This is a genomic window from Enterococcus sp. DIV0901a (assembly GCF_051711525.1).
Classification (GTDB): Bacteria; Bacillota; Bacilli; order Lactobacillales; family Enterococcaceae; genus Enterococcus_B; species Enterococcus_B faecium.
In genome coordinates this window covers 24,973-37,503 of record NZ_JBIOMW010000002.1, presented here as the reverse complement: position 1 = coordinate 37,503, position 12,531 = coordinate 24,973, and the positions used below count along the sequence as shown (strand labels likewise).

13 protein-coding genes are annotated in these 12,531 nt (G+C 36.7%); all 13 read right to left on the bottom strand.

All coding sequences use genetic code 11. The annotated features are described in order from the left end of the window. Positions 1-6 precede the first annotated feature (6 nt). The 13 genes from IGL70_RS13005 to IGL70_RS12945 all read right to left on the bottom strand — a co-directional run bounded on the left by IGL70_RS13005 (position 7) and on the right by IGL70_RS12945 (position 12,484). Positions 7-1,467: a toprim domain-containing protein gene (locus IGL70_RS13005; protein ID WP_002305036.1), complete on the bottom strand. Its 1,461-nt coding sequence runs from the start codon at positions 1,465-1,467 to the stop codon at positions 7-9. A 60-nt stretch (positions 1,468-1,527) separates the two neighbouring features. Next, positions 1,528-3,900 carry an ArdC-like ssDNA-binding domain-containing protein gene (locus IGL70_RS13000; protein ID WP_002305035.1) on the bottom strand — a complete coding sequence of 791 codons (2,373 nt, stop codon included), beginning with the start codon at positions 3,898-3,900 and terminating at the stop codon, positions 1,528-1,530. A 12-nt stretch (positions 3,901-3,912) separates the two neighbouring features. After that, a complete protein-coding gene (locus IGL70_RS12995) occupies positions 3,913-4,107 on the bottom strand; it encodes a hypothetical protein (protein ID WP_002302840.1) in 195 nt (64 codons plus the stop codon). 145 nt (positions 4,108-4,252) lie between these two features. Then, the gene (locus IGL70_RS12990; protein WP_002305032.1) at positions 4,253-4,588 is read right to left on the bottom strand and encodes a hypothetical protein; all 336 of its coding nucleotides are present in this window, start codon (positions 4,586-4,588) and stop codon (positions 4,253-4,255) included. A gap of 38 nt (positions 4,589-4,626) precedes the next feature. Next, positions 4,627-6,219, bottom strand: coding sequence for a MobP2 family relaxase (gene mobP2, locus IGL70_RS12985; RefSeq protein WP_033603155.1), 1,593 nt, complete (start codon positions 6,217-6,219; stop codon positions 4,627-4,629). A 19-nt stretch (positions 6,220-6,238) separates the two neighbouring features. Beyond that, a complete protein-coding gene (locus IGL70_RS12980) occupies positions 6,239-6,661 on the bottom strand; it encodes a hypothetical protein (RefSeq protein WP_002304995.1) in 423 nt (140 codons plus the stop codon). Positions 6,662-6,702: 41 nt separating this feature from the next. Then, a complete protein-coding gene (locus IGL70_RS12975) occupies positions 6,703-6,978 on the bottom strand; it encodes a hypothetical protein (protein WP_002304994.1) in 276 nt (91 codons plus the stop codon). A gap of 385 nt (positions 6,979-7,363) precedes the next feature. Next, positions 7,364-7,507: a hypothetical protein gene (locus IGL70_RS12970; protein ID WP_002325547.1), complete on the bottom strand. Its 144-nt coding sequence runs from the start codon at positions 7,505-7,507 to the stop codon at positions 7,364-7,366. A gap of 17 nt (positions 7,508-7,524) precedes the next feature. Then, entirely contained in the window at positions 7,525-7,755 is a 231-nt protein-coding gene (locus IGL70_RS12965) for a hypothetical protein (protein WP_002304981.1), read from the bottom strand. A gap of 22 nt (positions 7,756-7,777) precedes the next feature. Beyond that, the gene (locus IGL70_RS12960) at positions 7,778-8,584 is read right to left on the bottom strand and encodes a hypothetical protein (protein ID WP_002326520.1); all 807 of its coding nucleotides are present in this window, start codon (positions 8,582-8,584) and stop codon (positions 7,778-7,780) included. Between the two features lie 10 nt (positions 8,585-8,594). Further along, positions 8,595-9,239, bottom strand: coding sequence for a translation initiation factor IF-2 (locus IGL70_RS12955; protein ID WP_002326521.1), 645 nt, complete (start codon positions 9,237-9,239; stop codon positions 8,595-8,597). A 15-nt stretch (positions 9,240-9,254) separates the two neighbouring features. Further along, entirely contained in the window at positions 9,255-10,460 is a 1,206-nt protein-coding gene (locus IGL70_RS12950) for a glucosaminidase domain-containing protein (protein ID WP_002304929.1), read from the bottom strand. After that, positions 10,460-12,484 carry a VirB4 family type IV secretion system protein gene (locus IGL70_RS12945; RefSeq protein ID WP_096705319.1) on the bottom strand — a complete coding sequence of 675 codons (2,025 nt, stop codon included), beginning with the start codon at positions 12,482-12,484 and terminating at the stop codon, positions 10,460-10,462. Before IGL70_RS12945 ends, IGL70_RS12950 begins: the two co-directional genes overlap by 1 nt. Positions 12,485-12,531: the final 47 nt, after the last annotated feature.

The following is a 12,531-nucleotide window of genomic DNA, read 5'->3' as shown; positions in this document are numbered from 1 at the left end:
ACGATCTCACTCCCTTTCTTGTTGTCTGCCTTGTTGAAACAACATCGCACGTTTTTGCTTTCTAATTTCTTGTTGCTGGATCTCATGCTTCAATTGATCGTTCCAATCCTTTTTCACTTCAGGTACAAATTCATGTTCATGATTTTTATAGCCTTTGTAGTATTGTTCTGCTTTATAAGAGAAAAGAATCTGAGAATTAATATCCCCTTTTCCTTGATAAAAACGATCAAAATCGTACGTACCATTCGAGAGTTCACAATCTTTTAATTCTTTTGCGACTTCTCTACAAATATCTTTCAAACTAATGACTTCTATTGAATCGTTAAAAGAAAGCTGCTGACCAAAAGACGCATTGACTTTGTGAGCGGAAACCAGTTGGTTCGTTAATTGCAGATTGTTTTCTGTCTTGTGTATGGCCATAATAGCTTCTGTTGTGACCTTTTCTTCTTTTGCGACTTCTTCATAAATGACTTTGTATTCTCTTGGCACTTGCCAATCATTAGCGATTCCTCGTTCACAACGTACTTTCTGATTCGTAAATGGATCGACTGCGCCCATTAATTGTTCTTTTTCGTAGAAAATATGTCCTGCACGGTCATTATCCACACAAATCTCGATGGATTGAGGAAAGGCTTGTTTCTTTCTCAATTCAGATACTGCCTCACCAAAATAATGACTGATCACATGGTGTTTTAACCCTTCCATAGAGACTAACCACGTATCGTTTAACTGATCACGATTCAGTGCAGCGTAGCTAAGTAAATCAATACTACTCTCAAAAAATTTTAACTGTTTAGGATCACCAATCTTTAGGTTAAAGCCATGATTCGCTGTCGAATTTTTATCTATATGCTTATATGTGCCTCTCTCACCAAAACGTTCATAATCAATGAATGTTCCTTGATAACTCGCCCCTACTGTCTCTTTTGTCTGTGGATCTTTCCATAAAAAGGCGACCGCATGATCCAAACGATCGTCTCGAACTAAGAAATTTTGCCGTTCATGTTTTGGCTTTAGTTCGGCAATCAATCCTTCTTTTTCTGCATAATCAATCAACCAATCGGGCAGTTTTCGTTCTTCCTTCAGATAATTCCTTCCTTTTTCTGTGAGTGGTTGATAATCAACGAGGTGATCTTTGTACTTTTCTGTCTCAAAATGAAGATTTTCCACTCGTTCTGTTTTGTCTTCATTCTTTAGAATAAAATCAGTGGCTGCTTTAAATTGTTGCTTAGGGTCTTGGATCTCTTTGTCTATGAAAAAAAGTTTAGCTAATTCAATAATGTCGCCACTAATATTTTGACTATTCCAATAAAAACGTTGTTTTCTTCGATCAAAAACAAAAGAATCATGGTCTTCTAAGCGATAGTCTCGTCCTTTATTGACTACAGCCATTCCATTGTTTCGAGCAAAATCCACTATATCGATCTGTTTACATCGATCAATAAGACTCATTTTTTTCTCTGTCATTTTCAAACCTCCCAAAAGAAAAAAGACTATCCGTTTTTCAGATAGTCTTTTTTACTTGTTTTATACGCGTTCTTTTTGTGACAATTGTTGTTCATAATAGATTTCATTTTTTCGTTTGGCCACTTCTGACACTGTTTCAAGTGAAAATCGGAATGGATTTCCTAGCGCAAATTCTTCTGAAGGTAACGCCGTTTGAATCTCTTTTCCATAACTTTTTCCTTTTAAAATCACTTGATTATGCTGCGGATCTTCAATAAACGCCGCATCCTTCAAATGTAACGTTCGGCCCGTGTCTTCTTCCAGGACTTTCCCGTCTTTCTTGTCGATCCAAAGTGAGCCAACGGGCACAATATTCTTTTGTTCTGCTGTTTCTACAACATTTTTCTCATCCTGCTTCACTTCTGCTGGCTGGATCTCTGGTTCTCTTTCTCTGTATTGATTGATTTCATTAGAAATGGTTTGAATGAATTCATTTGCGACACGACTGACATCATTCATGATTTTCCCACGTTCCGCAGCTTCCTTATCATCCAACGTCTGACCATTCTTCGTCCATGTCGCAATATAAGGAATAGCTTTCTCCGAGGTGTCCATCCCAAAATGCTTGCACACAATATAGGAGGTCATTTCTGCCTGTAGTTCTTTTGTTGCAGTATCTAATTCTGAAAATTTGTGCATTCTAGCATGGGCTAATTCGTGAATACTTGTGGCTAAATGCTGCGTAGGAGTATTTCGAGTATTCATGACGATTTCTTCTTCGCCAGTAAATTCGTTACGAACGTACGCCCCACGTGCTTGTCCTAATTCTCTTTGATAGACTTCACTTTCTGTCATATCTCGAATTTGAATTCCAATATTTTTGGCTACCGCTTGAATCCCAACTTGAAGTTCTGTATGCCCTGTTTGATCCAATTGAAAATCAAAGACGCGGTTCGGGAAGATTTTCGGATAGTCTTCAGGCTTCAATTGTGTTTGTGTGATATCAAACACTTTTTCAATCGTGTAGTAAGGTTTTTTGATCACTTCGATTTGACCACTTTCGATTCGTTTTTTATCTTCTGGTGTAGCCTCTGTTTCTCGAACAAAGCCACGTCCTTTCTCATAAAATCCTTTGACCGTTTTTCTGACAAAGATCTTGTTCCCTTGTTCCCCTTTTTTGATATAGATTCCTTCTTTTTTCAACGCGGCACGACCTAAACAAGCCGTTGCGCCTGGAAATTGTTCCTCGATCAATAATTGATTTCTAAAGGATCGTTCTGGAAAACGAGACATAAAATTCAAAAGTTCTTTGACGTCTTCAGGTGAATGAGTATGCTTTTTCACCGCATCAAGCGCCTGTTGGGAAAGTGATTTGACTTCTTGCTTAATCTCTTCTGCCGTTCGTTTTTGATAACCCTTTTGTTTTGTTTTTGTCTCTTTAATCTCATTTTGTACTTTTGAAATAGGTTCATTTTTGACTGTTTGTTTTTGTTCCTTCTCAGGTACTTGTTCGCACAATCTAGCTAACTCTAAATAGATGGGGTGATTACTATTGACGCCATCCCCTAGATCCATTCGTATCTGATCTACTACTTCTCCATTCTTCACTTCTTCAAAATAGAATTTATAATAGCCTGCTTCTGCGGCGTATTGGTTATCCAGTGTTTTGAGTTGATCGATCAATTCTAGTGTTACGATCTCCCCACCATAACTTTTCAACCCTTTTGCTGGATCATTTTCGTTGAATTCTACTCGATAGAAATGATCGGTTTCTTTCTCCTTCACAGAATCAGTAGGTGTAGCTTCTTCAAGTAATTCACGAACAGCTGCCTTTTCTTCTTCCGACGTGGCTTGGTATTTTTTAGATTCCTCAAATCTACCGTTTTCATTGAGTTCTAAAGCGACTTTTCGATAGCCTTTCAGAAAATAGATAGTTGGATTCTTTTTCCATTGCGTCACTCGTCCGCTGTCAATGATCGCTTGTACTTCAGGAAGAATATTTTCTTTTCCTTTCTCTGATTTTTCTTTCAGCTGTTCTAATGTTTCCAATTTTCGTTGGTATTTTCGGATCGTGGCAGCTGAAAAAGTCGATTCACCTTTTTCAAAGCGTTCGATTTCTTCTTTGATTCTTGGAATATTTTCGATCGTCATATCCAGGCCACCGTACTTGTTATAACCCATTTCCTTTAGCTCTTCTTGTCTTTCAAGTTTTTCTACCTGTTTTTCTTGTTGCTTGATCTCTTCTCTCAGACTTTGGACTTTATTTTCGATTCGTTCTTGTTGCCTAAACCAAGAATGCCCGTTTCTCTTATCGTTCATTGGTTGACCGTTGGTCTTTCTTTGGTGTTCAAACATCTTTTCGATTTGATCATTTAATTCATTTTGCAATCGTACTAATTTTCTTTTGGATTTTCCCAAACGACTATTGTCTAGTGGTTCTTTTTCTTCTGCCATGTCCGTTTCCTCCTAAACAAATGGATAATCTTCTGCCGCATCGACGAACGTCTTCGTAGTCAGATTTAACGTTAAAATATCGCCACTTTGATACGCTTTTGCCGCTTTGTCTGTGACGACAAAAGCTCTGCCTGTTTGAATTTCTGTCACAAAAACGAGATTGTCTCTGCTTTTTTCAACAACAACTCCAATCGTTGAATAAGCCATTTCTTCTTCCTCCCTTCTCTTTCTTTTGATATAATGTAGTCGCAAATCGCACCACTCATTGAATTGGCGGAAAACAATTCATTGAAAAAAAGAGTCCTGGACAATTACGTTCAGGACTCTTTTACTTCTTTTATTCACTTAACAACTAACATTCTGTGAGTGAAATAGACTCTTCAATGCTTTTACACGGGAAGTTATTGATCCCCTCTTCATTCATTTCCCAAGTAGTATAATAAGGCGCTAACTTGCCCTCATATTCTTGAATGATAAAATATTTTTCACCCTTCACATGATTACAACAGTACACACCAGTAGCTGGGTACTCAACGACTAAAAATTGATTTGGATCAAACTGTTCGTTTATCAACATTTCTCTTATCTGAAACAAATGCTCTTTTTCTAAACAATCGGGAAGTTGTTCGATTCGTTCTTCTCTTAATGATCCTTCTATAACTTTCCATTGATCTAAATATTGTTTCATTGCTATTCCTCCTACTGTCTTTACTGTCTTTACTGTCTTTACTGTCTTTCTTGTTCCATTTGGATTCTTCGTTGTTGCTCTTCGTAGGCTTTACTTGCGTGGTATTTTTCTTCATGGGCATTAATCGTTCGATTTAATTGACGCAAACTCCGTTGCGTGACAACTCTTTGTTGGAATTGTTTCCTGCGCTTCATGAATTCTTCGTAACTATATTTGTATTCATTCGTTGGTAACTGTTTAAGCGTTCGAAAGGATCGTTCATTGTAAATAGATTGCATCTGATCCATACTTTCTATTAAAGGTTTTATTTGACTATCCTGTTTCTTCAGTTCTGTTAGAATGGCATTTCCTGTACGCTTTTTCAAATCAAAGAGAGCATTTTTTTCTGCATCCTTTGATTCTCTCTTGCTTTCCCCATAAAGACTTTTTGCTTCTTCTTTCAATGATTTTGAAATCTGTATATATTCTTGATATTCAGGTTCTTTTGTTAAAACATATTTGGTTAACTCATCGAGTTTCTCTCTTGTGTATGGTGAAAGTTTGGTTCGTTTTTCATCCCCGTAATTCCATTCCGAACGTTTGTCAGGTAGGGTTTTATATACTTCATTTAATAAGTTCATTGCGTGTCGATCGTAACGCGCTGGCTCTTTTACCACTTTTGTTAAGGTGTTACGCAAATCACTTTTCCGCGTCAATAAATTTCGTTTCTCCATACCAATCATTCGATCCTTTTCATAAGAAAAACGTTCTAACTCATGTACATAATTGGTCTTCATTGCGTCTAATGTTGCTTGTCTTCTCTTACCTTTCGGTACGATATAACTCACACCATTTTCAACCTCCGTGTAAGGTTTACGCGTATTTTCTTTTTCAACAACTGCAAAATGAATATGGATATGCTTAGTGTTACGGTGAATCGTTGCCATCCAGTAACCTGTTTCATTCAATTGTTCTTTCTCGAATAATGTCTCCATCATTTTTCTTCCAGCTGCTTTTACTCCTTCTTCATCTAAGGTATCTGTTTTGGGATCGTACAAGCCCATTTTTTCAAGATACGAATTGTCGTGAGAGACAACATCTTGATAAATGATTGAGCCTTTTTGTTGTCCTCTTTGGAAGATTTGTTTGATCTCCTTCAGATCACTTCCTTTCACTTCGTCTGAAGCCATAGAAAAAACTCCAGAAAGATTTCCTGAAGCTTTTTTATGTGGCTCTGTTTGATATTTTTTCATTGCTTGGTTCAACCGTTGGTATTCTTTTTGTTCCCTTTGCGTTAGTTCTTTCTTTTGTTCTAACGCATAGTGACGGGTCATATAAGAAAGATATTTGGTAAAATCTTGTTCCTCTAACTTGTCAAAATTGATTCCATGTTCCATCAACGATTGAGCTTCATTCGACGTTTCACTGAATTCTTTATCCGTCTTACTCTCCGAAAAAGTTTCTCCTTCAGGAATATAAAACTCCTCTAAAGCATTCTTGATTCGTTGCAGTTCCTGTTCTTCGTCCGGCGTGCGTCGTTCCTTTTCTTCCAGCGCTTTTTCTCTTGTCATATAATCAATGTATGTTGAAAAAGATTTTTTATTGGGCAAGGTAAATTGACAAGTGAGAATGACTGCAGGCGATTTATTCATCATGTTCCCCTTCTACTTTTTATCTTTTTAAAAACTTTGTTGGATCAAACGGGTCTATTCTGGCATGAACAGATTCATTTATTGGTTTCTTGATCTTAGGAGAATACTTTTTCGTTTGATTCGCTTTTATTTTCCCTTCCACACGCTCTTTTGCTTCTTGATAGACAGTTGAATTTGTACCAATTAGTATTCCTGTATCTTTCAAATGAAGATCCGCAAACTCTGAAACCATTTCGGTTAAAATAGAAATTTCTTTTCCCATTGCATTCAATTTACTTTGAATTGGATTTATTTTTTCTTCGATTTTTGGATCATACATCATACACAAATGTCTGACTGCTTCACTATAATTAGATATATCTTCATGAGTAGAAATTATTTCATCAAGTACTTCGATATGCATATCGTAAAGATATACATGTTTTCTTGTTGCTTTTGCCAAAATTGATTTCCTCCTTTTATAAATTCACAATACTATTTTTATTATTCAATTAACAAACCAATTAATTGATTATTTGTTGCAATATATTCTTCTAAAGTTTTCGTATTATAAGTTTGAATATCCACAAATTTTTCTAACAACCGATCAAATTGGTCTTTTTTATAATTCAGAAGAGCGTGATCAAAATCATTTTCGATCAAAACTTTTAGGTATTGATTTCGACTCCATTTTTTGCCAGTCTTGACCGTAAGTTCTTCACAACGTTTGTCAATTTTATTAATATACTTTTTTTCAATATTTCTAATTAATAAGTCCATATTTTCCTCCAAATTTATTATGTGTAGGGATATGTGTAGCTACACATATCCCTACACATTTTTTGATTTTGCTACACACAAACGCTTATTTTACTGCCCACATTCGCTTTCATCCTACCCACAAATCTACACACAAATCCAAAATTTTGATATCATTTATCTTTCTTAGAAACGTGGTAGGCACAGCCTACCTAACACCTTTCGTGAGAAAGTGATATCACGTTTCCTTATGCTCTTTAAAAATTAAGGTTATTTGTGTATTTAGACAATAAAAAATCCTTCTAACTTTGTCGATTAGAAGGAAATATTTTGTCATATGAAAAATGAATTTAAGAAAAAGTGTATGCTATAATTGATACGCTGTCTTCCTGTTTGGTTGAAATCTTCAGCCAGAAAGGAGGAGTGTTAAATGTTTTATGTGCTTGATGTTTGTGTTAGAATCGTGGTTAATGTTTTCTCCCATCTCATTAACAGCTATACCTAAGGTGATATAGCTGATCCATAAACATTTTTGATATACTTTTTTCACATAAAATCCTCCTGTTTTTATTTTCTTTCAGCCGTAAAATATTTTTTAGCAGCTAAATACAAAGCTTCAAATGATCTGAATTTTAAGGTATCTAAACTCTTTCTACCATTCTTCAACTCAGATATTGTTGTGTTAGATAAATTCACTTCTTGACATATTTCTTTAGCTTTTACAACTTTGAGATAGGCTTTAATCAATACTTTCTGCTCAGCAAAAGTATCTTTGCCGACCAAGTTCGCTCGCTTCATTTCTTTTACTCCACCTATTCTTCTAAATATTTTCTTTTGTCATACGATCAATTTTTTCTTGAAGTTTTTGAATGATCTCTTCTTGATCTTTCATTTGCGTTTTCGATGTTTCAATTTCTTGCTGGTAACTATTAATCTTATTTTCAGTATTTTCCTGATCGTCTGCAACTTGATAAGGCAATTGATCTTTTAGTTTCATCACTAATTCTTCATTCAAATCAATGGTTGCTTGGAAGTATTCAATCTGTTTTTGTGCTGCTTTTTGTTCTTTTTTGTATCCTTTCACTTTGTAATTGATCGCATGTCGTTCATAATCTTCATCTTTCACTTGATCTTTGACCTTATCTTCGTGAACGTAATAAATCAGATCTTGTGGTTCTTGCATATCCACTTTTGGATCAATTTTTTCAGGTATAATGGTTAATCGCATAGCAATATATTCTTCTGGTACATGAGATAGCTTCACTGCAAAATAATCATCAGAAACTTTGATTACTTTGGCTTTTATTGCTTGATAATCCCCTTTAGCTGTCTTTACTTCTACGCGATAATTAAGATTAGCCAGTTCTTTTAATAAGCTTTGATCTTCATCGTCGATCGCAAATTCAAAAACTAATTGCTGGTTCGCTCCTTTTTCTTTTGAAACCATCGTCAGTTCCTTCGTGTTTAAAAATGCGTTCGTGCTTACCTCATCTGGTATGTCTACCTTCTTATCCGTATAAATCGGACTAGCAAGAATCAAAAAGCCGAGAATCATAAAGATCCCCAGCCATCTAAGATAACTTTTTCGTTTTTTGAAACGTTGTCTTGCTCCTTTTTTCTTACTCATTTTCTTCCTCCTAACGAGTGAAATAACTAAAGTCTGTGACTTTCCATTGACCATCTACTTGTTTTTCAGTGACAGTTAATCCACCTTTTATTTTTTGCGGTTTGACATCTTTGAATTGAGGATTGCCGATTGTATAATCAACAAATACGACAAAATTTTGTTCCTCTTTTACACTGCTTGTTTGAGCGTAAGTTTGCACGTCACCTAATGTAAAAGAGTAACTTCCGTAATCATCATGTTGGTGATCATCGTCTGCAGGACTTAATTTGTCGATCACTTCTTGGGTTGCGACATCTTTTAGTTTTTCCGTTAATTCATTTCTACTTAATGATTTATCAATGGCCAATTTACCAAATTCTTCTGCCGTCTTTCTTTGTGCTTCAGTTACTTCCTCTTTTGCTTTTGTGCCATCTTGTTGCTTCAGCTGATCGATTTCTTGGTTTTTCTCATTAATGGTTTGATTTAACTTGTCGATCTTCGCCTGTGCCTCAGAGGAATTTTTTTTGAGCTTCTCAGACGCGTTTTTAGCCACTTCTTCAATTTTAAAGGTATTTGTCTCTTGTTCTTCTTTAAGCTGCCAAAACAACGCGATATTGCCGATTAAACTAACGCTAATTACGGCTGTTAAGACGATTTTTAAAGTTTTATTTTCCATATTTTTTCTCCTGATCTATTTTTTGCTGCTATTCAAAAATGGTAATGGATCGATCCATGTACCATCATCTGTGAATGCGTGTCCTTGTGCTTGACGCCAATCCATACGAGTGAAGCCTAAATGCAAGTGTGCTGTATCTCGTATCCCGATTACTTGACCAACTTTTACTTGATCTCCAACCTTCACACGAGAATTTCCTGTACTATTCGCAAATTCTTGATACACCATATTCAAGCCATCGTAATTAATCACAATCACACACGCGCCCAAACCTGAAATACCAGGATTGCCAACGTACACGACTTTTCCGCCATGAACCGCATGAATCTCACTTCCTGGATGATCAACTGAACCAAAGTCTAATCCGTCATGGAAGCCATTTGGTCGGAATTCACCGCCTGGATTTGTTCCAAATAATTGACCACCACTGAAGGAACTTTTATCTAAACTGCTGCCAGGGAATGGATTCGTCCATTCACCAGTGATCGTGCCGTTGTTATTGCCACCTTCACCCCAATGTTTGATGGCGAATTCATCATATTCGGTTAATTTATTAGAAGTGATAATGGACATACATCCTGTATAATACGGACTATCTTCCGTAATTCCTGCAGCGGCATAACCGCCTCGTCCTAAGATCAATAAACTTGCGCCAGGGCTTTTATTTCCGACACAAGCATTAAAATTGGATTGTGTGGCTACCATAAATCCGTAATAGGAAAATGCAGCTTTTGAGTTGGGAAACTTCATGTACCAGCCACCTTCAATACCACCGATTCCTCGCGCAGTTCCTTTAGGAAACAGACATCCATCAAACCACGTAATCCCAAAATAGTTGAGATCATTTCTTGCGGACGCCGACGTACCAAACGCTGATTCGTAACCGTATTGCGAAAGGATCACACTTGGTAATAATTTATATTTCACTGCTGCACCTACAGCATATTGCGCAATCTCATCAGAAAAAGGGCCTCTTCCTTTGATTTCTTTATAAATCGGTAAGCCTTCCGAATATTCTCCTGTAAAAGCTTCGCCACCACTGCTTGAATCTGAATCCGAATTATCAATCGAACCTGCCGCAAGTATTAGAAATAGGGTCACAAACACAGTGATCAAAATAGTAATCAAACCTGCAGAAGTACCAAACAACCACAAAAATAAGCGTCGCTTTGCGCGACGCTTAACATACTGCTTGATTAAGCTTTCATTTTGGTTTTCCATTATTTTCCTCCATCAAACAATTTTAATTGACGTTTGTTCGGACTAAAATGAACACGAATGGTTTCTTTTGAGCCAAAATTGATCACAGCGTCTCCTTGATTTTGTTGAGGAATGGATTCTAATTCTGAGTTCGTCATTGACTTTCCAACCAGTTCTTGAATATGTGTTAAAGTAGATTCATCCATACGCATAAAGATCTTCGTAGAAGAAAATTCAAAGACTTTCTTCAATTTCGAGAAGTTATCAGAAGACATATTTTCTGGCACCATTTCTTGTGGGGATTGTGTAGCTAAAACAGTCATTGCTTCTACTTTACGCATTTCTCGTTGAAAGTTTGTTACATAATTTACCGTTTCAATAAAATCTGGATTAATCGCATTATGGCACTCATCAATCATCGCCAAGAAGCGTTTGAAGTCTTGTTCTTCCATTTGTTTTTCTTTAATTAAACGTCGTTGTCTTCTTCCTTGAATCAATGCCTGATTCCAAATCAACGTCATAGCCATGTACATTTGACATTGTTGTACCCCTCGATCTAAGCCTGTAATAGAGTCAATGTCAAAAAAGACCAACTGTTGTTGGTCAAGGTGTCGAATCGTACTATGACCATCAAAAATCATGCCATACGTCTCACATAAGGATTCTACGATGGATTCCATTTCTTCTTTTCGATTCTTTTTCTCTTGGGAAGCACCTGGTAATTCCAGTTGTCCTAAAAAGTCTAAAAATTCTTTGAACGTCGGATAAGCTTCTGGATCTTTACCTGTGACTTGCGTATCAGTATTTGAACGCGAATTTGAGGAAGTAAAGCCGCGTGGTACTGTTCCATACTCTTCATAAAAACGATTTAAGTAGGTCTTAAATTCTGCTTTCATCGTTCCTTTTAGCTGAGGACTCACTAACTGTACCTGATAGACCACTTTGTCTAAGTGTGTTTGATAGGACGCTGCTTCATTGATCTTCAAATCTTTGACTGATCCATCGTCATATAAACTGGATGCTTCATCATACGTCCGTGTGGCAAATATTTCTAAAGGATTGATCATCCCGTCAGATCCGTCTAAGCGCACCATAATACCGTTATATTCCTTTAAGAAAGGAATAAAGTCTTTTCCCTTTTCAAAGCCCCAAATAAAGTCTCCTGCAGCTAAATGGGCTTCCGCGATCATTTTAAGAACGGTCGATTTACCAGCTCCCATCATTCCTAGAAGCAAGGTATTAGTAGACAACCGTACACTATTTTTATACGTCGCATTCCAGACAAATGGGCCGCCTGTCATGGTTTCCCCATATTGTGTACCTCCTGGATCTTTTAGCGTTTGGTGGTGGAACGGGAAACCTCCGCCAATGTTTAACGATGGTAGTGATTGCCCTTTGATATTTCCGAACCATTCAGCTTGTTCATCGAACATGGTAAACATCGATTGCCAATCTCGTTTGGTTTTATGCAGATAAGTCACCGCACGATAATCCATCCCTTTGAGATTTTCGATCAGTTCCTGCGCTCGTTCATCTACTTCTTGAATCGTTTTTCCGTAAACATGTACTCTCACTTTGACTTGTTTAGAAATTTCCCCATTAGAAGTCAATTTTCGGGCATATTCCGCTAGTTCCAGGTATTCTTCCGCGCTTTTATTTCGGTCAGTCGCTTTTCGTTCATTATCTGATCGATCATTTAATTCATCTAATGCGCGATTGATTTGATCAATCACTTTTTGCTTTTCATCTGTGCTAACATCGAGTGTGGCCACTGTATGAGGATTGTTCATGAGATTGGCCAACCAAAAAAGAGTAGGATTTTTTGTGTAGTGATAAACTGTCACACACCGTGAATAACCATTTCCATAGGTCACATACTCTTCATCGAAATTTAATCCACCTTGTGGCATCACTTGTTTTAAAAAATCTAAATCATACCCTTTGGATTTTAAAATTTCGATTTCCCGATTTCCTAGTTGCTTTAATGGATCAAGTACTTTTTGATCATTTTGTGGTGAAAAAGCTGTTTTAATCGCTTCTAACATGTACAGTCACCTCTTCTTGTTTGATTCTTTACTTGGTTAAAAGATTG

What these genes read in the sequence shown, in the direction of transcription:
- IGL70_RS13005 (WP_002305036.1), bottom strand. Translation starts at nt 1,467, where the DNA reads ATGACAGAGAAAAAAATGAGTCTTATTGATCGATGTAAACAGATCGAT.
- IGL70_RS13000 (WP_002305035.1), bottom strand. Translation starts at nt 3,900, where the DNA reads ATGGCAGAAGAAAAAGAACCACTAGACAATAGTCGTTTGGGAAAATCC.
- IGL70_RS12995 (WP_002302840.1), bottom strand. Translation starts at nt 4,107, where the DNA reads ATGGCTTATTCAACGATTGGAGTTGTTGTTGAAAAAAGCAGAGACAAT.
- IGL70_RS12990 (WP_002305032.1), bottom strand. Translation starts at nt 4,588, where the DNA reads ATGAAACAATATTTAGATCAATGGAAAGTTATAGAAGGATCATTAAGA.
- mobP2 (WP_033603155.1), bottom strand. Translation starts at nt 6,219, where the DNA reads ATGAATAAATCGCCTGCAGTCATTCTCACTTGTCAATTTACCTTGCCC.
- IGL70_RS12975 (WP_002304994.1), bottom strand. Translation starts at nt 6,978, where the DNA reads ATGGACTTATTAATTAGAAATATTGAAAAAAAGTATATTAATAAAATT.
- IGL70_RS12965 (WP_002304981.1), bottom strand. Translation starts at nt 7,755, where the DNA reads ATGAAGCGAGCGAACTTGGTCGGCAAAGATACTTTTGCTGAGCAGAAA.
- IGL70_RS12960 (WP_002326520.1), bottom strand. Translation starts at nt 8,584, where the DNA reads ATGAGTAAGAAAAAAGGAGCAAGACAACGTTTCAAAAAACGAAAAAGT.
- IGL70_RS12955 (WP_002326521.1), bottom strand. Translation starts at nt 9,239, where the DNA reads ATGGAAAATAAAACTTTAAAAATCGTCTTAACAGCCGTAATTAGCGTT.
- IGL70_RS12950 (WP_002304929.1), bottom strand. Translation starts at nt 10,460, where the DNA reads ATGGAAAACCAAAATGAAAGCTTAATCAAGCAGTATGTTAAGCGTCGC.
- IGL70_RS12945 (WP_096705319.1), bottom strand. Translation starts at nt 12,484, where the DNA reads ATGTTAGAAGCGATTAAAACAGCTTTTTCACCACAAAATGATCAAAAA.